Source organism: Pedobacter terrae, assembly GCF_036946585.1.
Classification (GTDB): domain Bacteria; phylum Bacteroidota; class Bacteroidia; order Sphingobacteriales; family Sphingobacteriaceae; genus Pedobacter; species Pedobacter terrae_C.
Window position 1 is genome coordinate 170,625 of record NZ_JAQIIV010000007.1, and the last position, 25,223, is coordinate 195,847.

The 25,223-nt window shown below is 38.9% G+C and carries 22 protein-coding genes; 15 read left to right on the plus strand and 7 right to left on the minus strand.

Annotated features, from left to right (window positions below; all coding sequences use genetic code 11):
- Nucleotides 1-3 precede the first annotated feature (3 nt).
- Nucleotides 4-912 carry an FKBP-type peptidyl-prolyl cis-trans isomerase gene (locus PGN18_RS12310; protein ID WP_335319794.1) on the plus strand — a complete coding sequence of 303 codons (909 nt, stop codon included), beginning with the start codon at nt 4-6 and terminating at the stop codon, nt 910-912.
- Here the strand turns inward: PGN18_RS12310 and PGN18_RS12315 are convergent.
- A complete protein-coding gene (locus tag PGN18_RS12315) occupies nt 902-2,203 on the minus strand; it encodes a cryptochrome/photolyase family protein (protein ID WP_335319795.1) in 1,302 nt (433 codons plus the stop codon). The genes PGN18_RS12310 and PGN18_RS12315 overlap by 11 nt on opposite strands.
- Nucleotides 2,204-2,356: 153 nt before the next feature.
- Complete coding sequence (locus tag PGN18_RS12320) at nt 2,357-3,259, minus strand: TIGR01777 family oxidoreductase (RefSeq protein ID WP_335319796.1); 903 nt, start codon at nt 3,257-3,259, stop codon at nt 2,357-2,359.
- A gap of 168 nt (nt 3,260-3,427) precedes the next feature.
- Between PGN18_RS12320 and PGN18_RS12325 the strand changes: the two genes are divergently transcribed.
- The 4 genes from PGN18_RS12325 to PGN18_RS12340 all read left to right on the plus strand — a co-directional run bounded on the left by PGN18_RS12325 (nt 3,428) and on the right by PGN18_RS12340 (nt 9,491).
- Nucleotides 3,428-4,702, plus strand: a complete 1,275-nt coding sequence (locus PGN18_RS12325; RefSeq protein ID WP_335319797.1) for a DASH family cryptochrome — start codon at nt 3,428-3,430, stop codon at nt 4,700-4,702.
- 210 nt (nt 4,703-4,912) lie between these two features.
- Nucleotides 4,913-7,711: a 2-oxoglutarate dehydrogenase E1 component gene (locus tag PGN18_RS12330; RefSeq protein ID WP_335319798.1), complete on the plus strand. Its 2,799-nt coding sequence runs from the start codon at nt 4,913-4,915 to the stop codon at nt 7,709-7,711.
- Between the two features lie 102 nt (nt 7,712-7,813).
- Nucleotides 7,814-9,040 carry a 2-oxoglutarate dehydrogenase complex dihydrolipoyllysine-residue succinyltransferase gene (odhB, locus tag PGN18_RS12335; RefSeq protein ID WP_335319799.1) on the plus strand — a complete coding sequence of 409 codons (1,227 nt, stop codon included), beginning with the start codon at nt 7,814-7,816 and terminating at the stop codon, nt 9,038-9,040.
- A 91-nt stretch (nt 9,041-9,131) separates the two neighbouring features.
- On the plus strand, nt 9,132-9,491 hold the full coding sequence (locus PGN18_RS12340) for a ribosomal maturation YjgA family protein (protein WP_335319800.1): 360 nt from the start codon (nt 9,132-9,134) through the stop codon (nt 9,489-9,491).
- Between the two features lie 131 nt (nt 9,492-9,622).
- Here the strand turns inward: PGN18_RS12340 and PGN18_RS12345 are convergent, their stop codons facing one another.
- On the minus strand, nt 9,623-10,306 hold the full coding sequence (locus PGN18_RS12345) for a 3-keto-disaccharide hydrolase (RefSeq protein WP_335319801.1): 684 nt from the start codon (nt 10,304-10,306) through the stop codon (nt 9,623-9,625).
- A gap of 319 nt (nt 10,307-10,625) precedes the next feature.
- Here PGN18_RS12345 and PGN18_RS22420 point away from each other — a divergent pair, with 319 nt between their 5' ends.
- Both PGN18_RS22420 and PGN18_RS12350 read left to right on the plus strand, forming a co-directional pair.
- The gene (locus tag PGN18_RS22420; protein ID WP_442955353.1) at nt 10,626-10,901 is read left to right on the plus strand and encodes an NAD(P)-binding domain-containing protein; all 276 of its coding nucleotides are present in this window, start codon (nt 10,626-10,628) and stop codon (nt 10,899-10,901) included.
- Nucleotides 10,864-11,637 (plus strand): YpdA family putative bacillithiol disulfide reductase, encoded by a 774-nt coding sequence (locus PGN18_RS12350; RefSeq protein WP_442955354.1) that lies wholly within the window; start codon nt 10,864-10,866, stop codon nt 11,635-11,637. Before PGN18_RS22420 ends, PGN18_RS12350 begins: the two co-directional genes overlap by 38 nt.
- A 170-nt stretch (nt 11,638-11,807) precedes the next feature.
- Here PGN18_RS12350 and PGN18_RS12355 read toward each other — a convergent pair whose 3' ends face one another.
- On the minus strand, nt 11,808-12,800 hold the full coding sequence (locus tag PGN18_RS12355; protein WP_335319802.1) for an alpha/beta hydrolase: 993 nt from the start codon (nt 12,798-12,800) through the stop codon (nt 11,808-11,810).
- A gap of 291 nt (nt 12,801-13,091) precedes the next feature.
- On the opposite strand from PGN18_RS12355, the gene PGN18_RS12360 reads away from it, so the two are divergent.
- The 5 genes from PGN18_RS12360 to PGN18_RS12380 all read left to right on the plus strand — a co-directional run bounded on the left by PGN18_RS12360 (nt 13,092) and on the right by PGN18_RS12380 (nt 19,186).
- Nucleotides 13,092-14,063: a polyprenyl synthetase family protein gene (locus PGN18_RS12360; RefSeq protein WP_335319803.1), complete on the plus strand. Its 972-nt coding sequence runs from the start codon at nt 13,092-13,094 to the stop codon at nt 14,061-14,063.
- Nucleotides 14,063-15,121, plus strand: a complete 1,059-nt coding sequence (locus PGN18_RS12365) for a TerC family protein (protein ID WP_335319804.1) — start codon at nt 14,063-14,065, stop codon at nt 15,119-15,121. Before PGN18_RS12360 ends, PGN18_RS12365 begins: the two co-directional genes overlap by 1 nt.
- A 196-nt stretch (nt 15,122-15,317) precedes the next feature.
- Nucleotides 15,318-16,766 carry a M20/M25/M40 family metallo-hydrolase gene (locus PGN18_RS12370; protein ID WP_335319805.1) on the plus strand — a complete coding sequence of 483 codons (1,449 nt, stop codon included), beginning with the start codon at nt 15,318-15,320 and terminating at the stop codon, nt 16,764-16,766.
- 435 nt (nt 16,767-17,201) lie between these two features.
- Complete coding sequence (gene ahcY, locus PGN18_RS12375; RefSeq protein WP_335319806.1) at nt 17,202-18,518, plus strand: adenosylhomocysteinase; 1,317 nt, start codon at nt 17,202-17,204, stop codon at nt 18,516-18,518.
- 323 nt (nt 18,519-18,841) lie between these two features.
- Nucleotides 18,842-19,186, plus strand: a complete 345-nt coding sequence (locus PGN18_RS12380; RefSeq protein WP_335319807.1) for a DUF6370 family protein — start codon at nt 18,842-18,844, stop codon at nt 19,184-19,186.
- 211 nt (nt 19,187-19,397) lie between these two features.
- Here the strand turns inward: PGN18_RS12380 and PGN18_RS12385 are convergent, their stop codons facing one another.
- The 3 genes from PGN18_RS12385 to PGN18_RS12395 form a co-directional block, all read right to left on the minus strand.
- Nucleotides 19,398-20,378, minus strand: coding sequence for a polysaccharide deacetylase family protein (locus tag PGN18_RS12385; RefSeq protein ID WP_335319808.1), 981 nt, complete (start codon nt 20,376-20,378; stop codon nt 19,398-19,400).
- Nucleotides 20,379-20,683: 305 nt separating this feature from the next.
- Nucleotides 20,684-21,064 carry a GtrA family protein gene (locus PGN18_RS12390; RefSeq protein ID WP_335319809.1) on the minus strand — a complete coding sequence of 127 codons (381 nt, stop codon included), beginning with the start codon at nt 21,062-21,064 and terminating at the stop codon, nt 20,684-20,686.
- Nucleotide 21,065: 1 nt separating this feature from the next.
- Entirely contained in the window at nt 21,066-22,700 is a 1,635-nt protein-coding gene (locus PGN18_RS12395; protein WP_335319810.1) for an ArnT family glycosyltransferase, read from the minus strand.
- 88 nt (nt 22,701-22,788) lie between these two features.
- Here PGN18_RS12395 and PGN18_RS12400 point away from each other — a divergent pair, with 88 nt between their 5' ends.
- The 3 genes from PGN18_RS12400 (at nt 22,789) to PGN18_RS12410 (ending at nt 25,207) form a co-directional block, all read left to right on the plus strand.
- Nucleotides 22,789-23,505: a pyridoxine 5'-phosphate synthase gene (locus PGN18_RS12400; protein ID WP_335319811.1), complete on the plus strand. Its 717-nt coding sequence runs from the start codon at nt 22,789-22,791 to the stop codon at nt 23,503-23,505.
- 126 nt (nt 23,506-23,631) lie between these two features.
- Nucleotides 23,632-24,537 (plus strand): EamA family transporter, encoded by a 906-nt coding sequence (locus tag PGN18_RS12405; RefSeq protein WP_335319812.1) that lies wholly within the window; start codon nt 23,632-23,634, stop codon nt 24,535-24,537.
- Between the two features lie 106 nt (nt 24,538-24,643).
- The gene (locus tag PGN18_RS12410) at nt 24,644-25,207 is read left to right on the plus strand and encodes a hypothetical protein (protein WP_335319813.1); all 564 of its coding nucleotides are present in this window, start codon (nt 24,644-24,646) and stop codon (nt 25,205-25,207) included.
- The last annotated feature ends 16 nt before the right edge of the window (nt 25,208-25,223 follow it).

The window sequence follows — 25,223 nt, forward strand, 5'->3', positions numbered from 1 at the left end:
TAAATGAACAAATTTACTAAACTTGGCCTATTCGCAATTTTACTGGCTACAATTATTTTTAGCTCGTGTAAAAAGGAATATGATACTGCGCAAACTGTAGATGATGCAGCTATAAAGACATATATATCAAAGAATAATTTAACACAAATGATACCTGATTCTGCTAAAACAGGATTTTATTATCAAGTTACAAACCCAACTGATGGTGCGCTTTTCTTGAATTCTGATTCAGTATTGTATGATGTAACTGTTAAATCTTTGTCGAGCGGAACAACTTATCTACAATCTCCCTCAAATGGTAATTTAGGTACTTACGTTGGCTATTTAAATAGCTTCTTTCAATCCTCTTTATCAACAAGTACTACTTATAACATACCTGCATTAAGAACAGCTGTACTTAAATTGAAGCCAGGAGGTACCGCTAGGATTTTGTTGCCATCATATTTGGCCTTTGGGAGAAATGGTGTAGGCCCAATCCCTTCGAATGAAAATCTTGATTTTATAATTAAAACATATCCTTACCATAAGCAGTCGTTATTGGATGATGCGAAGATTCAAAGTTATTTAACCGCTAAGGCTTTAACTGCAACCAAGGACCCAAGTAGGATTTATTATATAGTTAATACAGTAGGTACTGGCGATCCAGTTAATGGGATTGAGAGTACTGTAAATATTAAATATACTGGGCGCACTTTAGATGGCACATCTTTCGATTCAAATGCTACCGGTTATTCATCGACGCTCACTGGACTAATCCGTGCTTGGCAAATCATGATCCCAAAATTTAAAGTTGGAACCAAATTTAGAATGTTTATTCCTTCTGATCTTGCCTATGGAACTTCAGGCAGTGGTACAATTCCTGCTAATGCAGTATTAGATTTTGACATTGAAATAGTGGGTGTTACGAATTAGCTAAAGCCTCTTTAAAAACTTTTAAAACCCTTTCCCTTGCAAAACTATGCTCAACTATTGGTTGGGCATATTTTTTTGTGCCAAATTCTGGTACCCATTTTTTAATATATTCCAGTTTAGGGTCAAATCTTTTGGTCTGCAGTTCGGGGTTAAATACTCTAAAATAAGGTGCTGCATCGTTTCCTGATCCTGCAGCCCATTGCCAGCCGCCAAGATTACTTGCCATTTCATAATCCAATAACTTCTCGGCAAAGTAGGCTTCTCCCCAGCGCCAGTCAATCAATAAATGTTTGCTTAGAAAACTACCTACAATCATTCGTACGCGGTTGTGCATCCATCCGGTTTGGTTCAGCTGGCGCATCCCTGCATCAACAATCGGATAGCCGGTATTGCCCTCACGCCAGGCCTTAAACTCATCTTCGTTGTTGCGCCATTTAATTTTATCGTATTGCTTTTTAAACGAATCGAAAGCAGAGTAAGGGAAATGCCAAATTATAGTCATGTAAAATTCCCGCCAGGCCAGTTCCGAAAGCCAGACATTCGATTTTGCTTCCAATGCATCTTTAACAGCTTTCCTTATGCTTAAGGTTCCAAAACGCAAATGCAGACCAATATGTGTGGTGCCATCAAGTGCGGGGAAATCGCGTTCTTTTGCATAATTGTCCAGCTTGTTTTTGTAATTTATTTTAGGAAAATCCAGCTTACTCTTTTCAAAGCCCATTTCTTTTAAACCTGGAATTGGCAGATGCCTGGTTTGTAGCAGATTTTTGAAATACTTTTTAGTAGGATAAGCCTTTATATAAAAATCGCTCAGTTTGGCATGCCACTGTTTATAAAAGGGGGTAAAAACGGTGTAGGGTGTTTTATCTGCCTTTAAAATTTCGTTTTTTTCGAAAATAACCTGGTCTTTATAAGTTTTAAACACAATTTCTTCACTGGTTAAAAACTCGGCCATATTATCATCACGTTCGCGGGCATAGGGTTCATAATCGTGATTGGTGTATACTTCTTTAACAGGGTATTCATTTAAAATCTCGGGCCATACTTTCTCTGGTGTACCATATTTTACCAGTAAATCCGATCCTTGCTGCTGAAGTTCTTCTTTTAACCCTTCAATGGTTTCATAAATGAATGTTACGCGTGCATCATCCTTTGGTAGTTTTTTCAGTATATTTTTATCAAAAATAAAAAGTGGCAAAACCGGATAGTCGCTTTTTAGGGCATGATATAAAGCGGCATTATCTGCTAAACGTAAATCGCGGCGGAACCAAAAAATGGATATTGGAGTCATTTATTATAGGTTATTATTAGAATCTGGATGTCTAAGCGTTTAGAGATGGGCGCTTGGCATATTAACGGATTAACCAATATTATAGTTTTCAATTGGCGATTTACAGTTAACAATAAAACAATTAATCAATTTGAACAATCATAGTCAACTAACCTAATTATACAATGCGTTCAAGGCATCATCCAAATGTGTAAATTTAAATTTGAACCCTGTATCTAAAATCTTTTGTGCCGAGGTATTATTGCTCATTAAAACTGCCTCTGCACGTTCTCCCAATAATAATTCCAATGCTTTTTTAGGTACTTTAATGGGCCAGAATGGGCGATGAAGCTGTTTGGCAATGGCTTTGGTTAAGGCTACATTAGTCATCGGAAAAGGTGCGCATGCATTGTAGCAGCCTTCCATCCTAAGGTTTTCGATGGCTTCAATGTACATTTCAACCATGTCGTCGATGTGCAGCCAGGGTATCCACTGTTTTCCCGTTCCTAAGCCGGCTCCGACAAACAATTTTACCGGTTTGTCCAGTTGCGGCAATGCACCTCCATCATTGCTCAACACAATCCCGGTGCGAAGTTTTACAATTCGAAGGCTTAGTTTTTTTCCTTCATCTACGGCATCTTCCCAAAGTTTGCAGCAATCTGCTAAAAAACCATAACCTTTTGGACTTTCCTCTGTTAAAATCTCATCACCGCAATCGCCATAAAAACCGACTGCCGAAGCAGAAATAAACGATTTAAGTTGAAGTCCGGGCTTTGATCTTATCGTTTTAAAAAGTAATTCAGTTGATTTCACACGGCTATCAATAATCTGCTTTTTGCGTTCGTTCGTCCATTTTTTATCAGCAACCGGCTCGCCCGCTAAATGAATGACGGCATCCACATCATTTAAACAGTCAGTCTCAATCGTTCCCTTATAAACATCCCATACAAAATTATTTGCATCGTTATCTTTCTTCCTCGAAAGTGTATTCACCTCATAACCCTTGGTCAGCAAGTGCTTTTTCAGTTGAGTACCCACAAGTCCTGTAGCGCCGGTAATCAGAATCTTTTTTGCCATCTTTTTTAAACACCAAAGAGGCAAAAGGGTTTTTATAGTACCTTTAAAACGGTATTGATTCAGTTCTAATTCTTTTGTTTCCTATTTGTAAAGAATTGCTTAGCGGTTGGATGAAGAACAAAAATAAGATAAATTTGTAAAGCGTTCTTATACCCTTTTCGATAAAAGATGTCCAAAAAAATTTTAGTCTGGTTTAGAAATGATCTTCGCTTGCATGATAATGAAATGCTGGTGGAAGCGATTGCTAAATCTGATGCGATTTTACCTGTTTATATACTTGATCACCGTTCTTTTGGTGAAACCAAATACGGTAGTTTAAAAACAGGTAATATCAGAGCGCAATTTATTTTAGAAAGCGTTTTAGGCTTACGCAATGCTTTAAAACAGATTGGTGGAAATTTGCTAATTGCAGAGGGTAATCCCGAAGATATTATTCCTCAGCTTGTACAGGAATATGAGATTACCGAAGTTTACCATCACCGCGAAGTAGCACGCGAAGAAACACATATTTCCACACTGGTGGAAAATGCACTTTGGAAACTACGTGTCAACCTGAAACATTTTATCGGCCACACCTTATATAATAAGGAAGATCTGCCTTTTCCCATTAAGGATATTCCTGATGCTTTTAACCAGTTTAAAAAGAAAATTGAACGCGATTCGATGATCAAGCCTTGTTTTGCAGCGCCAGATCGGATAAACGTAGCAGAAGTAATTGACTGGGGTACCTTACCTTCTTTAGAAGATCTTAATCTTTTTCCCCAGCAAAAAGACCAGCGTGCTGATTTTGAGTTTACCGGTGGAGAAGCCGAAGGTCTGGCTCATCTCCAAAAGGTGATTTTGGCTATGCAACAAGCTGCAACCACCAAAAACTTAATTCTTGCTTCCAAGCTTTCTGCCTGGTTGGCCATTGGAAGTTTATCGCCACGCAAGGTATATTGGGAAATTAAAAAGATGGAAAGTGTACCCAACACCAAAGCCATGTTCAATCATGTCTTATTAGGCCTTCTGTGGAGAGATTATTTCCGTTTTATGTTTAAAAAGTATGGCAACACCTTCTTCAATCCGGATGGATTCGGTAGCCAGGGACTGGTTGATGTAGCAAATGAACAGGAGAATTTTGATAAATGGCGCAGTGCGCAAACTGGTTTTGCCGTAGTAGATGCGGTGATGACTGAATTAAACCAAACCGGTTTTATTTCGAATATTGCCCGCCAAACAGCAGCCCTCTATCTGATCAATAATTTAGAGGTAAGCTGGGTTTTGGGAGCAGCCTATTTTGAAGAAAAACTAATTGATTACAATCCTGCCAGTAATTGGGGCAATTGGGCCAACGTAGCCGGGGTTGGTAACGATCAAAAATCAAAAAGTGTTTTCGATCTTGATAAAAACATCAAAAATCTCGACCCAAAAGGCAATTACTCCATAACTTGGGCATCATAGTTGTAAGGATTGAATTGTAAAATCATTGCGTGTTGAATGAGCGCATTTGGGTAATTGAATTTTAACAGATTTTGCCCATTTTTTGTATATAAGGCCAACTCATTTACCCACTCGCAAATTTAAAGCCCGCTCATTTAATTTAATCGAGATTTTTGCCATTTATATAAGGTAAAATTCTAATTTTGTAATGCTTATAGTAAACAGTTAATAATGGATAAATTATCTTATCTTAATGGCGCAAACGCCGAATATATAGAGTCTTTATATCAATCCTATCAACAAGATCCAGCATCTGTTGAGTTTGGGTGGCAGAAATTTTTCGAAGGTTTTGATTTTGGAAGGGGATCCGAAGCTCCTGCAGCAACAGCAGAAACACCTGAACACTTTTTAAAAGAGGTTAATGTTTTAAATCTGATTGATGGCTACCGTAGCCGTGGGCACTTATTTACGCACACCAATCCCGTTCGCGAACGTCGTAAACATTTGCCAACTCTAGATCTGGCAAATTTTGGATTATCAGATGCCGATCTGGAAACTGTTTTCAATTCGGGTGTGGAGATTGGTATTGGTGCAGCAAAATTAAAGGACATTGTAGCCTTTTTAAAACAAACATATGCAGGTTCTATCGGAGCCGAATATAAATTTTTACGTACACCAGAAGTGTTGAACTGGATTCAGCAAAAAATGGAAAGTGTACGTAATACCCCTAATTTCTCCATTGATGAGAAAAAACGTATTCTTCGGAAATTAAATGAGGCGGTAAGTTTCGAAAATTTCCTGGGAACAAAATTCCTGGGACAAAAACGTTTTTCGTTAGAAGGTGCAGAAGCTTTGATCCCTGCTTTAGATTCGGTGATTGAAAAAGGGGCTGAACTGGGAATTGAAGAATTTGTTATTGGTATGGCACACCGTGGTCGTTTGAATGTGTTGGCCAACATCATGCAAAAAACATACAAAGATATTTTTGCCGAGTTTGAAGGTAAAAGCTACAGCCCTGATACCCCATATGGTGGTGATGTAAAATACCACCTAGGTTATTCTACAGATGTTGCCACTGGTTCAGGTAAAAGCGTTCACTTAAGTTTATGTCCTAACCCATCACATTTAGAAACTGTTGATGGTGTGGTAGAAGGCATGAGCCGTTCTAAAATAGATTTCAAATATGGCGGTGACAATAGCCGTTTAGCACCGATTTTGATTCACGGTGATGCATCAGTTGCCGGACAGGGAATTGTTTATGAAGTTATCCAAATGGCTGGTTTGGAAGGTTACAAGACAGGAGGAACCATTCACCTGGTAATTAATAACCAGATCGGTTTTACCACCAACTACAAAGATGCCCGTACCAGTACCTATTGTACTGATATTGCCAAAGTAACTTTATCTCCGGTTTTCCACGTGAATGGTGATGACCCTGAAGCTTTGGTTTATGCGATTAACCTGGCGATGGAATACCGTCAGAAATATAAAAACGATGTTTTTATTGATATCCTTTGCTACCGTCGCTTTGGGCACAATGAGTCTGATGAGCCTAAATTTACACAGCCGTTATTATACAAAACGATTGAAAAACACCCTAACCCAAGGGAAATTTATATCGATCAGTTAACCAAAGAAGGCAAGCTGGAAGCTGGTTTAGCAAAAGAGATGGAAAAAGATTTCCGTGGTATTTTGCAGGAACGCTTAAATGAAGCAAAAGAATATGTAGCCAGCAATAGCGAAGTTAAATTTGGTGGTGCGTGGGCAGATTTGCGGATGGCTACACCTAAAGATTTTGAAGCCTCGCCGGTTACCGCAGTTAAAAAAAGTACATTACTGGAAATTGGTAAACGCATTACCTCTTTACCATCAAATAAAAAGTTCTTCAAAAAAATCGAAAAATTATTTGCCGAGCGTACCAAAATGGTGAATGAAACATTTGTTTTCGATTGGGCAATGGGCGAGCAGCTGGCTTATGGTACTCTGTTATCAGAGGGTAAGCGCGTTCGTTTAAGTGGTCAGGATGTGGAGCGCGGTACTTTCTCTCACCGTCATGCGGTATTAACGCTTGAAGATAGTGAGGAAGAATATGTACCATTGGCAAATATTTCAGATCAACAAGCCTCATTTGATATTTACAATTCGCACTTATCAGAGTACGGTGTTTTAGGTTTTGAATATGGATACGCCATGGCGAATCCGAATGCATTAACCATCTGGGAAGCACAGTTTGGTGATTTCTTTAATGGGGCACAAATTGTTGTCGATCAGTACATTGCAAGTGCTGAAACCAAATGGCAACGTGAAAATGGTTTGGTGATGTTATTGCCTCATGGTTACGAAGGACAGGGACCAGAACACTCATCAGCACGTATTGAGCGTTTTATGGAGCTTTGTGCCGATTACAACATGCAGGTAACTAATTGTACTACTCCTGCGAACTTTTTCCATGTTTTACGTCGCCAGTTTAAACGCGATTTCCGTAAACCTTTGGTTGTATTCACGCCAAAAAGTTTATTACGTCACCCAGCCTGTGTTTCTACATTAGAAGAGTTTACCGAAGGTGGTTTTAAGGAAGTAATTGATGATGTAAATGTTAAAGTAGAAGAGGTCACCCGTATCGTTTTCTGTAGCGGTAAAATTTACTATGAACTATTAGAAAAGCAGCAGGCAGATCAGGTAAAACATGTTGCTGTTGTTCGTATTGAACAATTATACCCAACACCTGTTGATCAGATGGAAGGCATTAAGGCAAAATATAAAAATGCAGATGAAATTTTCTGGGTACAGGAAGAACCAGAAAACATGGGTGCATGGCCATACCTTTTCCGCAAATTATACAAAACAGGCTTGAAAGGCATTGATGTGATATCGAGAAAAGAAAGTAGCAGTACTGCGACAGGTTTTGCTAAACAACATGCCAATCAACAAGCCTATATTTTAGCTAACGCTCTAGAGGTTTCGATCAAGGAAGAAGAAGTTAAAGATAAAGCTAAAAAGGCCAACAAGAAATTAGCTGAAGCGGATTAATTTAATTAAAGATTCGGGAGTAAAGGTACCGGTTAACAGCCGGGAATACTGTAACTTTTGAATCTTAAACATATAACAACAAAAATTACCAATTTTAAAAATATGAGTTTAGAGATAAAAGTTCCACCAGTTGGTGAGTCGATAACCGAAGTTGTTTTATCAAGATGGATAAAAAATGATGGCGACGTTGTTGAAATGGATGAAGTTATAGCCGAATTGGAATCGGATAAAGCAACATTCGAATTAACCGCAGAACAAGCTGGAACTTTAAAAACCATAGCAGCCGAAGGTGATACTTTAGCCATCGGTGCAGTAGTTTGTAAAATTGAAGATGGTGGGGCAGCCCCTGCAAAAGCTGAAGCTCCGAAAGTTGAAGAAAAGGCAGTTGTTGCTGAAGAAAAAACTGCGGCTCCAGTTGCTGAAAAATCAGGCGAAAGTTATGCTACAGGTACGCCTTCACCTGCTGCAGGTAAAATCCTTGCCGAAAAAGGCATTGATGCTTCTGCTGTAAAAGGTACTGGTGTTGATGGCCGTATTACTAAAGATGATGCGGTAAAGGCTGAAGCCGGTAAAAAAGCTGACGCACCAAAAACCAGTGTGCCAGTTGCAGCTGCTGCTCCTGCGGGTAGCCGTGGCGAACGCCGTGAAAAAATGTCTCCACTGCGTAGAACCGTTGCAAAACGTTTAGTTGCTGTTAAGAATGAAACTGCAATGCTAACCACTTTCAACGAGGTTAACATGAAACCAATTATGGATTTACGCGGAAAATATAAAGACCAGTTTAAAGAGAAATTTGGCGTTGGTTTAGGTTTCATGAGCTTTTTCACTAAAGCTGTTACTGAAGCTTTGAAAGATTTTCCTGCTGTAAATGGTCGTATTGAAGGTGAAGAATTGGTGTACAATGATTTTGCTGATATTTCTATCGCTGTTTCTGCACCAAAAGGTTTAGTGGTTCCGGTAATCCGTAACGCAGAAAGCATGACTTTAGCTCAGATTGAAAAATCGGTGTTAGAATTGGCTTTAAAAGCACGCGATAGCAAATTAACCATTGAAGAAATGACTGGTGGGACATTTACCATCACCAATGGCGGTGTATTTGGTTCAATGATGTCGACACCAATTATTAATGCACCACAATCGGCTATTTTAGGTATGCACAATATTGTGGAGCGTCCGGTAGCTGAAAAAGGTGAAGTGGTCATCCGACCAATGATGTACGTTGCCTTATCTTACGACCATAGAATTATCGACGGACGTGAGTCGGTTGGTTTCCTGGTTCGTGTGAAACAATTATTAGAAGATCCAGCCAGATTGTTACTAGGCATTTAATCCAAAACCCAGATTAATCTGATTTGATATAAGAAGTCAAGTTTAATAGTCAGTAAGCTATCAAACTTGACTTCTTTTTTATAATCAAAAAATGAAATTAACGTTCAACTTAAAATTTCTTTTCATTTTTCTAGCGATATTTGTTATAGAAGTTTTAATCGCTAGATACGTTCACGACTCATTTATCAGGCCTTTTGGTGGTGATGTGTTGGTGGTGATATTAATATATGCATTCTTCAGAATATTTTTAATTACCAATAATAAAAGGCTTGCTTTAGGTGTATTGATTTTCTCTTTTGTAATCGAGTTCTTACAAGCCGTTCATTATGTAGACTGGTTGGGCCTGCAGGATAATAAGTTCTGGAGTATTGTTTTAGGGACTTATTTCTCTGTTTATGATCTGCTTGCTTACTTCGTTGGCTATCTGATCTGTTTATGTTTTAACGATTAAAGTAAGAAGCATATATCCTTTTCGTCATCTTGAATTGAGCAAACAGCATGTGAGTTTCCAATAGCCTTAAGCCAAAGCTTTATCTCTGAAGTAATTCGTTTGGAATACTTCGGTTCAAATAACGACTCTATTTAAGATTTAGAAAAAACTTTAATTGGTTTCAGATCCAATTGTTTAAACTCTACTTCGCTACCTTCCGCCTGTAAAGCGATTTGTCCACTACTTGCAGTACAATTGGTGCCATGGTTTACCAGAGTGCCGTTTACCCATACTTTTATTTCATTGTCTAAACATTGGATAACCATAGTATTCCACTCGCCAACTGGTTTTTCACTATCATCCGTTAAGTTTTTTATACGGCGTAATTTATCGCCATTTATACCCCAGTTTTCTTTCGGGCCACGCCTGGTTACCATATCTGGTACGTTAATATCTTCCTCAATACACCAAAAATCACCTGCATCTTTGTGTTGCATCTGCACTTCCATCGATTTTGGAAACATCCCATACAATATACGTGGAGTTGAAGCATGCACGAGAACACCACAGTTGCCTGGTTTGGCGGCAAAGCGATACTGTACGGTTAACTGATAGTTTTTATACGTTTTATCAGTTATCAAATGTCCACCAGGTGTGCCTAAACTAACCAACATTCCATGCCGAATAATAAACGGATTAATGGCGTTGGGGTTGCTGTCCATCGCAGGTACGTCTACGTGCCAGCCTTTTAAATCTTTGCCATTAAAAAGACTCTTTTGGGCAAATGCCGACGTACTTAGTGTGATAATCAATAACAGGGCGTAATGAAATTTCATGATATTTGGTTTTGTATTTCAAATATACTTATAATCGAAATCATAGCAGTCCTATAGCTTATTTTGAATGGTTCATAGTTGGCATCAATCCAAGTAAAATGCAATGGTAATTTCCCTGTTATTGTCTATTTTTGTAATTATGAATCTACGTTTATATTCTTTAATCCTGGTTCTTAATGTTTGGAGATGTGCTATTTGGACTTAGCCTCAAATAAAAAATGGAGAATTCATCTTTAGGCACAAACCTTGACACACTATTAAGCTTCTGCCAATTTATGTTTTCTAATGCTATTTTAAATTGAATAATAGCTTTTCATAAATGTACAGTATCAAGAAATGGGCAAACTTTCAAAATAATCACATGCTTGACAATCAAAAACACTACGACGTATTAATTATTGGTGCCGGACCGATTGGAATGGCCTGTGCAATTGAAGCCGAAAAAGCCAACCTAAGTTATTTAGTTATAGAAAAAGGTGCTTTAGTAAACAGTTTATTTAATTATCCTGTCTTTATGACCTTCTTTTCTACTTCACAGAAATTGGAAATAGGGGGGGGTGCCTTTTGTAACCATCAGCCCGAAGCCGAACCGTAATGAAGCTGTAGAATATTATCGCCGTGTGGCGGAAAAATTCGATTTAAATATCCATCTTTTCGAAAGGGTACAGCAGGTTGTCAAAAACAATCATGATGTTTTCGAAATTACTACCAGTAAAACCAATTATACGGCTGCTAATGTAATTGTAGCTACAGGGTTTTATGACGTGCCTTTATTGATGAACGTTCGGGGTGAGGATTTGCCAAAAGTAACACATTATTATAAAGATCCGCATTTGTATGCCTTCCAGAATGTGGTTGTAGTTGGTGCCAATAACTCTGGTGTAGATGCCGCCCTGGAAACTTATCGCAAAGGAGCAAATGTAACAATGGTAGTTCGTAGTGGTGAACTTGGTCCGCATGTTAAATACTGGGTTCGCCCGGATATACAAAATAGAATTAAAGAGGGCGAAATTACTGCTTTTTTCAACTCAGAATTGCTTGAAATAAGGGAAAGTGAAGTGGACATTAAAACACCTGAAGGAATAAGAACCATTCCGAACGATTTTGTAATCGCGATGACCGGCTACCAACCCGATTTTTCGATGTTGAGGAAATTCGGTATTGAATTACCAGAAAGCCTTTGCCCGGCCTACAACGCAGAGACCATGGAAACCAATGTAAAAGGTTTATACCTGGCTGGTGTAGTTTGCGGTGGTTTAGATACGCACAAGCTTTTTATCGAAAACTCGAGGGTACATGCCGAAATGATTGTGAAGAATATTGTGGGTTAGAGAGGATTTCCTTTAAGCTGAGATTAAGTTGCCTGGCTATGGGTCGTCATTTCGAGCGAAGTGCAACGCAGTCGAGAAATCTCTCTAGTAGATCTCTCTCCGCCTGCCCGTACAGGCCTGGCCGCACAGGTAGGCATTTTACTACCTTTCAGTCGAGATGATTGTTCTGGTTATTTAATGCTTACCTTCAGCGTACTCCCCACAAAACTTTTAATAGCCTTTTCCACACCCGGCAAATCTTTCGAAGTAATATACGAGCCCATTACATGGTTTCCAACATTTGGTAGAGCTATTTTTCTTTTTAAGCTACCCGGCGTACCCAGTTCATCGAACATTTTCAGCATGGCATCTACTCTTACCACAGGATCCTGTTCCAGTTCGTTTTTATAATAATAGAGCATTAACACCGGTTGCTTTACCTTTTGGAAAGTTTTTTTTATCATACTGCGCTCAATAAATTCCTCAAGTTCTACCAACGATTCAAGCCTGTAATTGGTGTACCAGTATTTTTTATATTCGTCAGTACGGTCGTCTACCTTACGTTCATCGCCTCCAACAACCCTTCTGGCAATCTGTAAGCCCCAAGGATTATTTAAAAGCCAGGCATTTTTGTCGTTAATAGCCACATTTGGCGACATTAAAATCAAACTGTTAATTTCAGGATAAGTTGCCGCCAATTTTAAAGCCACCGTGCTCCCAGTAGATGTACCGACTAAAATTACTTTTTTGCCTAGTTTTTTACCGATGGCGTAAGCCTGTTTGCTGGTTTCCCAAAGGCGGTCGGCCGTAAAATATTGCATGGGTGCCAATGTGTCGATACCATGATCGGCCAGGCGGGCAAGATATAGGTTGGCATGCAGCGCTTTAGCTAAATTTAAATGTACCGGGTTACCTTCCGTTTTTGAGGCTGAAAAGCCATGCAAATACACCACGGCGTATTCGGTTTGTTGGCGGGTTGTATCGGCCCAAACAATTTCAGCTTCGTTACCTGGTTTTATTTTGTGCATGGATTCGATGCTGGTTACATAGCTGTCCAGATCAGCAAGATCGGGCACTTTCGTCAACTCTTTGCTAAACAAAGGTTTTTTGGGCTTTGGGCCTAAAAAATAGCCTGCGATAATAAATACCGAAAGACCTACAATTACTTTGTAGCGTTTTTTCATACCTTAAATGTTGGTTTAAATGTAAAATTTGAATTTAAATAAAGCTAATTTTTGTGTGAATTAATTGTCACTTTGAGTCGGCCTTTTTACCTGCACGTTCTCCATCGCGCTAAACCTGATAGCGCCAAATAGCCCAGAGCCTGAAGCATGAGGGCGAGGACTATGGGCAATAGCAGGACTAAAGAGATTAAAGCTCACTGCCCGTGGTTTTCCAAATCCTTAATAATAAGATGGCAGATTACCTTTTTATGGGAAATTAACTTAAGTTTGCAATCAAAATTTTTCGACTTAATGCCGGGAATCGAACAGATAAAAACACCTATAGCTGCTGATATTAAAGCGTTTGAAAAAACCTTTAAGGAATCTATGCACAGCGACGCACCGTTGCTGGATAGGATAACCCATTATATTGTAAAGCAAAAAGGCAAACAGATGCGGCCGATGTTCGTGTTTTTTGCAGCTAAACTGTGCGGCGGAATTACAGAATCGACCCACCGTGGGGCGGCTTTGGTAGAACTTTTGCATACGGCCACTTTGGTACATGATGATGTGGTAGATAATGCTTATGAGCGACGCGGCTTTTTCTCTATCAACGCTTTATGGAAAAATAAAATTGCCGTTTTGGTTGGCGATTACCTGCTGGCCAAGGGATTACTACTTTCGGTAAACAATAACGAACACCGTTTGTTACAGATTGTATCAGAAGCGGTAAAACAGATGAGTGAGGGTGAACTATTACAGGTGGAAAAAGTAAGGAGAATGGACATTTCGGAAGATTTATATTTTGAGGTGATCCGCCAGAAAACAGCTTCATTAATTGCTTCCTGCTGTGCTGCGGGTGCAGCTTCGGCAGGTGCTGATGATGTAACGATAGAAAAAATGCGCCTGTTTGGTGAAAAAGTTGGCATTGCTTTTCAGATTAAAGACGACACCTTCGATTTTGGGACAGATGACGTAGGTAAGCCTTTGGGCATTGATATTAAAGAAAAGAAAGTAACCCTGCCTTTAATTTATGCCTTAAATAAAGCAGAGAAAACAGAACGTAAAAAAATGATCAACCTGGTCAAAAATCACCAGGACGATCCGGTTAAAATACAGCAGATTATTGATTTTGTAAATGCGCATGAAGGTGTTTATTATGCAAATCAGAAAATGTTGGATTACCAAAATGAAGCCTTTGAGATTCTGCATAGCTTTGATGCAGGCGAAGCCAGAACAGGTTTAGAACAACTTGTACTGTATACCACTGAACGTAAAAAATAATGGGTAACGAATTACTTTTCAGCTTAGGCTTTTTGCTTTTTATTGTACTTGTCCTGGCTTTAGACCTTGGTCTTTTTAGCAGGAAAGAGCATGTGGTGAGCTTAAAACAAGCTGGGATCATGAGCGTCATTATGGTGGCCCTGGCCATAGGATTTTATTTTATCCTGCTGGTTGAGGGACATCAGTTGCACGGAATAAGGGATTTTGCCCACCTTCAAGAAATTGTAACGCTGCATCAGCACCATATTAAATTAATTCCAAATGATTTTGAAGGCAGTTTAGCAATTTATAAGCAAAATCTGGGGCTCGAATTTTTAACGGGCTATGTTATTGAATATGCACTTTCGGTAGACAACATCTTTGTAATTGTACTCATTTTTTCGGCATTTGCGGTTGAGGAAAAATATTATCACCGCGTATTGTTCTGGGGAATATTGGGCGCGATTATTATGCGTTTCATTTTCATTTTTGTGGGGGCGGCGCTGATTACCAAATTTGCGTGGATCCTATATGTTTTTGGCGCTTTCTTAGTATTTACTGGCGTGAAGATGTTTTTCAGCAAAGAGGAAGATGATAAAATTGATCCCGAAAACCACCCTGTGGTAAAATGGGCCTCAAAAATATTTTCCATTCATCCAAAATACGAGGGTAAAAATTTCTTTGTTAAAATAAACCATAAAAGAATGGTTACACCATTGTTTTTGGTGTTGCTGATTGTGGAATTTACCGATCTTTTATTTGCGGTGGATTCTATTCCGGCTATTTTTGCCGTAACCAAAGATCCTTATATCGTATTTTTCTCCAATATTTTTGCCATCATGGGCTTGCGGTCTATGTTTTTCTTACTCGTAAATATTATTCATAAATTCCATTATCTTAAAACTGGTTTAGCTTTTTTACTGGCCTTTATTGGTGTGAAAATGTTGGCGCACACCTATCTGGAAAAATGGGGTTTTACTACCGAGCATTCGCTGATTGTAATTTTAAGCATTTTGGTAATTAGCATTGTGGCTTCGTTGGTTTTTCCAAAGAAAAAGGTGCATGTAAAAGAGTTATAATCTTAATGGGATTCTTTTATAATGGTCGTCACCCTGAATTTATTTCAGGGTCTTAAGAACATCAAATTAGATACTGAAACCCCCGTCCGACCGGCCGGGCGGAAGTTCAGTATGACGACTCGATTGAGCAAAATAAACGTTACAGCTGGTAATCTCTACCGAAAATTTGTACTTTCAACGCCTATAGCTAAACCTAATGAAATACCTTTTTACTACCGCTCTTCTTTGTGCCATTTTTTTTGCCAACGCGCAAGATAAATTCGGAGATGTTTTTGCCAAAATCAACGCTGATGTACAGCAGAACTCAAGAGCTTACCAAACCCTAAAATATGAAACCGAAACCATCGGTCACCGTTTAACAGGTTCTGCAAATGGCGCAAAAGCAGAGCAATATGCATTCGATTTATTAAAATCTTATGGTTGCGAGGTGAAATTCGAGCCTTTTGCAGTAGAAAGCTGGGCAAGAAAAACCATCAATGTAGAAATTGGTAATGATAGAAACAGCCTAACTAAAATAAAAGCCGTTACGTTGGCGCATTCCCCAGTGAGTGCTGATGTTACTGGCGAAATTGTGGATGCTGGCAACGGATTAGAAGCAGATTATCAGGCCAGTCCTGAAAAGTTTAAAGATAAAATCGCTTTAATTTATCTGGGTGTACTGCCTGGCTCTTCTGCAGGCACAAAGTCTTTACATCGTTCAGAAAAAACCGCTATTGCTACAAAATATGGTGCCATTGGTGTCATTATCATCAACACGGTAAAAGATGGTGTGCTTTTAACCGGAACGGCTTCAGTAACAGGTAAATTGATCCCAATACCAGCAGTTTGTATCGGTTTAGAAGATGGAATGGCTTTGAAAGAGCAGATTAAATCGCAGTCACAAATGGCGCATATCGCCATGACGAATTTTTCTGGTTTAATCAAGGCCAGAAACGTAGTGGCCACCTTTAAAGGAACAGAAATGCCTAAAGAAAAAATTGTTGTCGGCGGACATTTGGATAGCTGGGATTTAGCAACTGGTGCCATCGACAATGGAATTGGTTCATTCGCTATTATGGATATGGCCCGGACTTTTAAAAAGCTGAATCTAAAAACCAAACGTACGGTGGAGTTTGTATTGTTTATGGGTGAGGAGCAAGGTTTGTTAGGATCTAAAGCATACATCGATCAGGCTAAAAAGGATAAAACCTTAAACCAGGTGAAATTTATGTTGAACTACGACATGACCAACGACCCGAAAGGTTTTTCTACCTCGAGAGCTGAAATGAAAGATCTATTTATGGCCTGGGGAGCTGATATCGTGAAAATAGACACTGGATTTAAAAATATGTTTAATGCCGGTGCAGGTTTGCATAGCGATCATCAACCTTTTATGTTGGAAGGGATCCCTACAGGCGGTGGCTTCGGCGGTAAACTTCCAAACAATTCCGGACCGTTTTATCATTCAGATGGCGATAGCTTTAAACTGGTTGATGAACAGGAGCTTAAAAATACGGTACGTTATAGTGCGATGTTGACTTATGCATTAGCCAATACACCGAAAATCCCAGTAGGTGTGCAGGGCGAAGAAGAGTTGAGGGCATTTTTAGAATCTCAGAACTTAAAAGAACCTTTAACCATTGCCGGTGAATGGCGGTGGAAGTAACCTGCGGTTTGATTTATTGCTTTTTCGCTTTGCGATTGATTACACTGATTAAGGGATTATAGAGTTATATTGTGAGGTTGGGAGTGATACAACCATACTAAATTCTGTTTCTACTATTTAAAAAAGTCAAGTTTTTTATTCGCACCGTACAAGGTTAACTTGACTTCTTTGGGAATATATGCTACAGACCTGAGTAATCTAAACCTGACAGGAACGGCAGCCTCCGATTCATCATCGGAGCTACAGTGTATGGCAGGACCGAACCTGAACGAAGAACCACTGGACCTGCTTTCCAAAAAAAAGACGCGAAATTTTGAACTTAAGTATAAACAAATGCATCAATATTTTACAATCATCCTACCCTGTTACCCTTTAATTATTTGACTTTCACAAAGGGATGCCGTAACTTTGCATCACATTTAAAAACAAATAATTATGTCATCAGTAGAGACAACCTATATCCCTTATAAAGTTAAGGACATTTCACTGGCAGAATGGGGCCGTAAAGAAATCGAATTAGCCGAAGCAGAAATGCCAGGTTTAATGAGCTTACGTAAAGAATTCGGTCCATCACAACCGTTAAAAGGTGCGCGTATTGCAGGTTGTCTGCACATGACCATCCAAACGGCTGTATTAATCGAAACATTGGTGGCCCTTGGTGCTGAAGTTACCTGGTCATCTTGCAATATTTTTTCTACACAAGATCACGCTGCTGCTGCAATTGCTGCTGCGGGTATTCAGGTTTATGCCTGGAAAGGTTTAAACGAAGAAGAATTCGACTGGTGTATTGAGCAAACTTTACACTTCGGTCCGGAGCAACAGCCATTAAACATGATTTTAGATGATGGTGGTGATTTAACCAATATGGTTTTTGACAAATATCCTGAGTTAATTGCAGGTATTAAAGGTTTATCAGAAGAAACGACGACTGGTGTTCATCGTTTGTACGAAAGAATGAAAAACGGAACCTTGCACTTACCTGCAATTAACGTGAACGATTCGGTTACCAAATCTAAATTCGATAACAAATACGGTTGCCGCGAATCATTGGTTGATGCGATCCGTCGTGCTACCGATGTCATGATGGCTGGTAAAGTAGCTGTTGTTTGCGGTTATGGCGATGTGGGTAAAGGTTCTGCAGAGTCGTTAAGCTCACAAGGTGTACGCGTTATTGTAACTGAAATTGACCCGATTTGTGCTTTGCAGGCTGCAATGGAAGGTTATGAAGTAAAAAAATTAGCTAATGCCATTAAAGAAGCAGATATTGTAGTTACTACAACTGGTAACTGCGACATCGTTCGTGAGCAACACTTCAGGGCATTAAAAGATAAAGCGATTGTTTGTAACATTGGTCACTTCGATAACGAAATTGATATGGCTTGGTTAAATGGCGCTTATGGCGATACCAAAGTGGAAATTAAACCTCAGGTTGATAAATATACCATCGATGGTAAAGATGTAATCGTTCTTGCTGAAGGTCGTTTGGTTAACTTAGGTTGTGCGACTGGTCACCCAAGTTTTGTAATGAGTAATTCATTTACCAACCAAACGTTAGCTCAACTAGAGCTTTGGACCAACACTGCAGCTTACGAAAACAAAGTATATACTTTGCCTAAACATTTAGATGAAAAAGTTGCCCGTTTACACTTAGAAAAAATCGGTGTAGAATTAGATGTTTTGGATCAACACCAGGCTGATTATATCGGCGTACCGGTTGAAGGTCCATTCAAAGCAGATACTTACAGGTACTAGTTCAGTTTACAGTTTCTAGTTAGCAGTTAACATAAAAACAAATAATAAAAGGGATGTGCAATTTGCATGTCCCTTTTTTATATATAAACCCGTGAGGTTTTTTTAGTGCATAACGTCATCCTGAATTTATTTCAGGATCTATTAAGGAGCAATTCAAATTTATAGCGATTTGGGCGTCCCCCAAGCTACGCAAGGGGCGGGCTTTTCAGGGGCTGCGCTTTGCTTCGGTACCGATGTAGGATCGGTACTGACCCCTTCCAATCCCTAACGCAAAACCCACCGTTTTAAAACCTGCGAGGTTTCGTTACCTTTGAAAAAATAAAATGATGAAAAAGTTAATATTTACCCTTTTACTTGGTGTATTTTCAGTTGTTGTAAATGCGCAAACCAGTCCTCAAAAAAATGCAACTGCAAAAGTAATTAACAAACAGGTGGTAGATATTGCCTGCGGCGAATGCCAGTTTAAAATGAAAGGTAAAGATTGTGAACTGGCTGTTAAAATAGATGGCAAACCTTATTTTATAGATGGCAAAGGCATCGATGATTTTGGCGATGCACATGGTGAACATGGTTTTTGCAATGCGGTAAGTAAAGCAGAAGTCACCGGCGAAATCGTAAATAACCGCTTTAAAGCGAAAGAGATAAAGTTATTGCCGGTTAGAAAATAGTTTAGATAAAATACGTCATTGCGAGAAGGCTTTTTCAGCAGACAGCCTGCCCCGACTTTACGGGGAAGCCTACCTTGCTGCAGGCAGGCAATCTATTCCAGGGTAGCGATCGTTGTAGGATTGCTTCGTCGTTCCTCCTCGCAATGACGAAAATAATTGGCTTTGCGTGCTCTGCGCCATCCCACTGCGTCCTTTGCGGTTAAAAGATAGATTATTCAAATTCTTTCTCCAAACCCCGCCTTAAATCAAAAAGCAACCATTGCTTATTCTTAACGTCAGCCTGTTTCATTTTTAATAACTGTATAAAATCTTTCACGCCTATTTCTTCATTTCCATTGCCGTGGATCAGTACAATGCTGCCCGAATTGGGTTGCTGTCCTTTGGCTAACCAGGCATCGCTTCCGATTGGAATTAATCCGTAGGCTTCAATTCTTTCAACAATTTTTTTATCCGACACCAATCCCGGGAAACGGAAAAATACCGAAGGCGTTAAGCCATTTTTTAACATCAGTTTTTCATTTTCCAATACTTCTACATCCAAAATGGTTCCAGGTGCCAATAGGAAATTTTCAGCCAATGGCAGTTTATTTACCTCATGATTGTAAGTATGGTTTACCCAGGTAATGTTCAGTTCCTTATTCTTAACTAAACTTTTTAACCAGTTCAGGTCATCTTGGTGTTTTAACATCCATTTACCCGAAACAGATACCGCAAGTGGTGCTTGCTGTTCCGTCTTTTTAAATTCATCAAAAACCGATTGGAAAATAATGCGGTCTAAAGCCTTATGCGAAGGACAAAGATCAATGGTTAAGGTAATGCCTTTCTCACCAGGAATGGCGTGATCAATCCCGGCATTTTGAAGTTGCAAATCTTTAGCTGCCGCTGCTTCCAAAGACTTGATATAAGCTGTGTTTTTAAAAATGGCGAGTACATTGGAATATTGTAGGCTTCTTGTGTTATAATTACTTGCCAGATCTATTTTGGTATCTAAGGTTTCAGGGTTTACCAGCAATAAATATTTTTGATTATTGGCAGAAAAGCTTCTAAGGGCAATCAATTGTTCATTGTTACGCGTAGTAAGGCCAAAACTTACTTTATAGCGTTTTATATCTTCAAAGTTTTGCGCAAAAATTTCAGCACAGAGAAAGCAGATACAAAAAATGCTGAGTAGCATGGATTTAGATAACCTCATATTTCCTTATTTAAAATCTTTCTAATTTAAGCCAAATCCATTATCTTTACAAACATCGCCATGAACAAAGAAAAATTAAAATTATGGTTTAAGCGGGTAGGGCTAGTGGGGTTTTTATTCTTCCTGATTAAAGGATTAATATGGCTTGTTGTGTTCTACTTTATTGGCAAAAATGTTTCGTAATTAGTTTATTTGTTCATTTGCCATTCGTTCGTTAGTCCATGCCAGTTGCGTAAAATCTTTAGCTGACCGTCATACTGATCCGATAGCTAGCTATCGGATTTGTTTCAGGGTCTTTCTGGTAACTACTTAAATGTAAACAGCATATTCGCTAAAAAATTCCATACAAATACGATTACAATGGCAAAAAATTTAGCCACATAAAAGTTGGTTCCGTTTTTCCTTTGGTGGAATAAGTAAATAATAAAGGTATTTAAGCCTAATCCGATCAAACTCACTACCAAAAACTTACTGAATTCAGTCCCCCAATGGCTATTGGTACTCTGGAATGTCCATATTCTATTGATGAGGTAATTGTTGGTTACGGCCAAAGTAAAACCAATGGCATTAGCAATGTATTTATTGATTTTGATTTTCTCTTTGCACAACCAGGTTGCGCCAAAATCAATCGCCATTCCGAGCAGTCCCGTCAATCCAAATTTTATAATGCGGAAGAATAAATCCATTTTAATGCAATTTAACCAGATAAAAATGTTCTAACAGTTGAGGACGAGTTTTGGCGTTGATAAATTTTGGGGTAAGCTTAGTGATGTGATAGTATTCGAAAGATTTTAGCACTTCAGCGCCATATTCTTTTTTCAATTTCGCCAGTTCAGATTCTGGAGTGTAAATCACCAGGTTCTTTTCATCTTTCGATTTATTCAGCTCCTCGTAGCTCCAAAAGTATTTTGGGTCGCCATTGGCATAAAAATCGAATGAATATGCATCCGCGTACATTAATACCGAAGTTTTGACCCCAGGGTAATGCTCTTTTAACCAATTTCCCGCTTCCATGCCTGATTCATATTTCAACACCGATGGATAGAAAAATACCGATAGAAATATCATTAAGCCAACTGAAATCATCGCACTTCTGCCCAGTAAATTTTCAGTTTTTAATCCTTTGAAAATTAAAAAGGAAACTGCTAATAAAATAACTAAAACGGTAATTGCCACATAATGGTTTTTAAACCCAAAAAAGACAGCAACAGCAGATAAAATCAAAACAATTAACACGGCCAGTACATTTTGGATGGTAAAAAACACTTTTAAACTTTTGCCCTCCAGTTTCTGTATATACAAAGCCGTAATGATGGCGAACTGTGGCAAGATGATCAAAATATAATGCGGCAACTGGAATTTCGAAAGTGAAAACAATAAAAAGGTAATGGCTGCACTCGTCCAGATCATGATGCTTTCTGCAGGTAAATTTACCCTGTTTTTCTTTTTGAAAAGACTGACCACAGCGGTGTAAAACAGTATTGACCAGGGTAGAAATGCCCATAGCGTAGTATGTAAAAAGAATGAAATATCACCTTTGCCCTTTATTGGTCCATTGTTAAAAAAACGACCAAACTGGCTGTCCCAAAAGAAGAACTTTAAGCCTGAAACGCCGGTTCTCCCAAATACGACCTTTTCAGGATGCAAGTCGAACTGTATATATAAAGTATATAATTCCGGAATGATAAAAATGAAAATTAGTATAATGGCTAGCCACCATTTGGGTTTTAACAATTGTTTGAACTGTTTGGTTAGTAACCAATAAATGATAAAGCCACCAAAAACGGGGATTAGTACAAATATGCCTTTAATCATGATGGCACATGCAGCGAAAAAAGAACCTGCAACAATATGCCAGAAGGAAACCTGATGCGCTTTATAATAATGATAAATGGCTGCTAAGGTAAATGTGGTAATGTAAACCTCAGCACGAACATCAAAGGTCGAAACGAGGATGTGCAGCGAGCTCAAAAAAATCAATGTACTAATCAATCCTGTTTTTTCGTTGTAAATATCTTTTGCCAGTTTATAAAGGTACCACGCACCCAATAATCCAAATAAAAAAGAGGGCAGTTTATAGGCAAAAGCCGTAATCCCGAAAATTTTAAATGAGGCAGCCGTCAGCCAAAATGTTAAATGCGGTTTATCTAACCAATCTGCACCGCGAACATAAATATTGATCCAATCATTGCGAAGCACCATGTTTTTGGCTATGGATGCATAAAGTGCCGAATCGGGTTCCATTACCCCACCAAAAAGAGCCAATATACTCACAAAAGCGATCAGGGCGATTAAAGTTTTATATAGAGAGGTGTCTTTCATTTCATTTACAGGAAGCAAATATGAGCAAAAAAAAGTCAATTTTTTTTAAGGTTTAAGATAAACAGGAGCAAAGCCTTATCTTTGCTTTATGACAAAGTTATCGGTTAACATCAATAAAATTGCTACACTCCGCAACAGTCGTGGAGGCAATAATCCTGATTTGGTTAAGGTTGCATTAGACTGTGAACGTTTCGGTGCGCAGGGAATCACAGTACATCCACGCCCTGATGAACGCCACATCCGTTACCAGGATGTTTACGATTTAAAGGCTGCCATTGCTACAGAATTTAATATTGAAGGAAATTGCAAGGAAGATAAATTTGTTGATCTGGTTTTGACCAACAAACCTGCACAGGTTACTTTGGTGCCCGATGCTGAAGGACAGATCACTTCTAACCATGGTTGGGATACGATCAAACATAAAGATTACCTGAAAGAAATGGTTTCGGTTTTTCAGAAAGAAGGCATCCGCGTTTCTATTTTTGTTGATCCGGTAGTGGAAATGGTTGAAGGAGCAGCTGCAACCGGAACAGATCGGATTGAACTATATACTGAAGCATATGCACACAATTATTTTGCCGATCGCGAAAAGGCTGTAGTGAGTTATATTGCTGCGGCACATCATGCCAATAAATTAGGCTTGGGCATTAATGCTGGTCACGATCTGGATCTGCACAACCTGCATTATTTTGCAAAGAGCATCCCGGGTTTATTGGAAGTTTCAATAGGTCATGCTTTAATTAGTGATGCACTTTATTTAGGTTTGGAAACCACCATTCAAAAATATTTACAGCAATTGGCTTAGTTTTTAACCGCAAAGACTGCAAAGAAAAGGGCGCAAAGAACACGAAGTAAGAGCTATAAATTTTAGATTATCTCTGTGCTGCTTTGCGAAAGGCTCTGTGTCCTTTGCGGTTGAATATTAAAATTTATGTTAAAAGGAATTCTCCTTGTTTTTTTTGGTGCCTGCAGTTTCGGCATCCTATCTACTTTTGTTAAACTCGCCTATCACGAAGGTTACACTTTGGGTGATGTTACCGGTGCTCAGGCTTTTTTCGGCGCTGTAATTTTGTGGGTATTATTCTTTTTCCAAAGCAGAACTTCAACTTATAAGGCTAAAGCTTTGCCTGCTAAAACACCATGGTGGCAAATGGTAATTGCGGGTACCTGCACAGGTCTGGTGAGTATTTTTTACTATCAATGTGTAAAATTGGTGCCTAATTCGGTGGCCATTATTTTATTGATGCAGTTTATCTGGATAAGTATTTTAATGGAATACCTCATTTTTAAAAAGAAACCTACCGGTTTGCAGTTCGTGGCTATTTTATTGGTTTTAGGTGGTACAGTTTTAGCCAGTGGAATGGCAGAAACCAGTTTGGGAAGCATGGATTTAAAAGGAATTGGTTTTGGTTTGCTGGCGGCACTATGTTATGCCGGCTTTTTGTTGTTGAGCGGCAGAATAGGGAATGAGTATGCACCATTAAAGAAAAGTGCGCTTATGATTACCGGAGCCTGTATACTGATCTTCATGATCTTTCCTCCTGCATTTTTATTTAATGGGGCTTTGGGTGGAAGTTTATTGAAATGGGGATTGATTATTTCTGTATTCGGTACCGTAATCCCTCCCTTGTTTTATGCTGAAGGTGTGCCAAGAATTGGTACAGCCATAAGTTCGATATTAAGCGCAGCAGAACTGCCTGTAGCCGTAATGATGGCTGGTTTTGTATTGCAGGAACAGGTCTCGTTTTTAAGATGGGTTGGGGTTGTGGTCATTTTATCGGCAATGGTTTTACCAAACCTGAAGTATTTGAGAAAAGGTAGAGGGCAGGAGGGTTGAAGGTGTAAGGTTGAATTAAGCAATAAATAATCTTCTGACTTTCGGACCTCGGACACCAGACTTATTGAAAAAATAAATACCTTTAAAAAGCATAAAGCAATTACTCATGAAAAAAATTACCATTTATATTTTATCCCTAATCATTATCGGCTTAGCGGGATGTAAAACCAAAACCACCATCAACCAGGATGAGGCAGCTGAAGTAATTACCAACTATTTAAAAGCCAATCCCGAATATAAGACCACCAGGTTTAAGTTTGGCGAGATGAAATTTAATAGTACAAACGATATGTTCGAACTGGGAAAATATAAATCTTTGGCCAGTAAAGGTTTGGTTACCCTGAGTTTAAAAGAAGCCAAAAAGAAATTTCTTTCAAAAGACAGTAGTTTTGTTTATCAGATTACCTTAACCGATAAAGCAAGTCCTCTGGTATTGAAACAGGATGGCGACAGGGCTACGGTAAAAGTGGTTGAATATGTTTTGTCAGACGAAAAACCAGTCGATTTTGCGCAGGTAAATTCCAGTACGGCCAAAGTAACTGTTTCGCTTAAAATGAATACCACCGATTTCGAACCTTTTGATAAAGAAGCCAATAAAAACAGCAACTTTATCACCAAAACCTATAAATTAAAGTTGAGTAAAGATGAGGGATGGAAAGTACAGAAATAGCAGATTAGTCTGTATT

Bases quoted from the DNA above. Each gene is read 5' to 3' on its own strand.
- PGN18_RS12310 (WP_335319794.1), top strand. From the start codon at position 4: ATGAACAAATTTACTAAACTTGGCCTATTCGCAATTTTACTGGCTACA.
- PGN18_RS12315 (WP_335319795.1), bottom strand. From the start codon at position 2,203: ATGACTCCAATATCCATTTTTTGGTTCCGCCGCGATTTACGTTTAGCA.
- PGN18_RS12320 (WP_335319796.1), bottom strand. From the start codon at position 3,259: ATGGCAAAAAAGATTCTGATTACCGGCGCTACAGGACTTGTGGGTACT.
- PGN18_RS12325 (WP_335319797.1), top strand. From the start codon at position 3,428: ATGTCCAAAAAAATTTTAGTCTGGTTTAGAAATGATCTTCGCTTGCAT.
- PGN18_RS12330 (WP_335319798.1), top strand. From the start codon at position 4,913: ATGGATAAATTATCTTATCTTAATGGCGCAAACGCCGAATATATAGAG.
- odhB (WP_335319799.1), top strand. From the start codon at position 7,814: ATGAGTTTAGAGATAAAAGTTCCACCAGTTGGTGAGTCGATAACCGAA.
- PGN18_RS12340 (WP_335319800.1), top strand. From the start codon at position 9,132: ATGAAATTAACGTTCAACTTAAAATTTCTTTTCATTTTTCTAGCGATA.
- PGN18_RS12345 (WP_335319801.1), bottom strand. From the start codon at position 10,306: ATGAAATTTCATTACGCCCTGTTATTGATTATCACACTAAGTACGTCG.
- PGN18_RS22420 (WP_442955353.1), top strand. From the start codon at position 10,626: ATGTACAGTATCAAGAAATGGGCAAACTTTCAAAATAATCACATGCTT.
- PGN18_RS12355 (WP_335319802.1), bottom strand. From the start codon at position 12,800: ATGAAAAAACGCTACAAAGTAATTGTAGGTCTTTCGGTATTTATTATC.
- PGN18_RS12360 (WP_335319803.1), top strand. From the start codon at position 13,092: ATGCCGGGAATCGAACAGATAAAAACACCTATAGCTGCTGATATTAAA.
- PGN18_RS12365 (WP_335319804.1), top strand. From the start codon at position 14,063: ATGGGTAACGAATTACTTTTCAGCTTAGGCTTTTTGCTTTTTATTGTA.
- PGN18_RS12370 (WP_335319805.1), top strand. From the start codon at position 15,318: ATGAAATACCTTTTTACTACCGCTCTTCTTTGTGCCATTTTTTTTGCC.
- ahcY (WP_335319806.1), top strand. From the start codon at position 17,202: ATGTCATCAGTAGAGACAACCTATATCCCTTATAAAGTTAAGGACATT.
- PGN18_RS12380 (WP_335319807.1), top strand. From the start codon at position 18,842: ATGATGAAAAAGTTAATATTTACCCTTTTACTTGGTGTATTTTCAGTT.
- PGN18_RS12385 (WP_335319808.1), bottom strand. From the start codon at position 20,378: ATGAGGTTATCTAAATCCATGCTACTCAGCATTTTTTGTATCTGCTTT.
- PGN18_RS12390 (WP_335319809.1), bottom strand. From the start codon at position 21,064: ATGGATTTATTCTTCCGCATTATAAAATTTGGATTGACGGGACTGCTC.
- PGN18_RS12395 (WP_335319810.1), bottom strand. From the start codon at position 22,700: ATGAAAGACACCTCTCTATATAAAACTTTAATCGCCCTGATCGCTTTT.
- PGN18_RS12400 (WP_335319811.1), top strand. From the start codon at position 22,789: ATGACAAAGTTATCGGTTAACATCAATAAAATTGCTACACTCCGCAAC.
- PGN18_RS12405 (WP_335319812.1), top strand. From the start codon at position 23,632: ATGTTAAAAGGAATTCTCCTTGTTTTTTTTGGTGCCTGCAGTTTCGGC.
- PGN18_RS12410 (WP_335319813.1), top strand. From the start codon at position 24,644: ATGAAAAAAATTACCATTTATATTTTATCCCTAATCATTATCGGCTTA.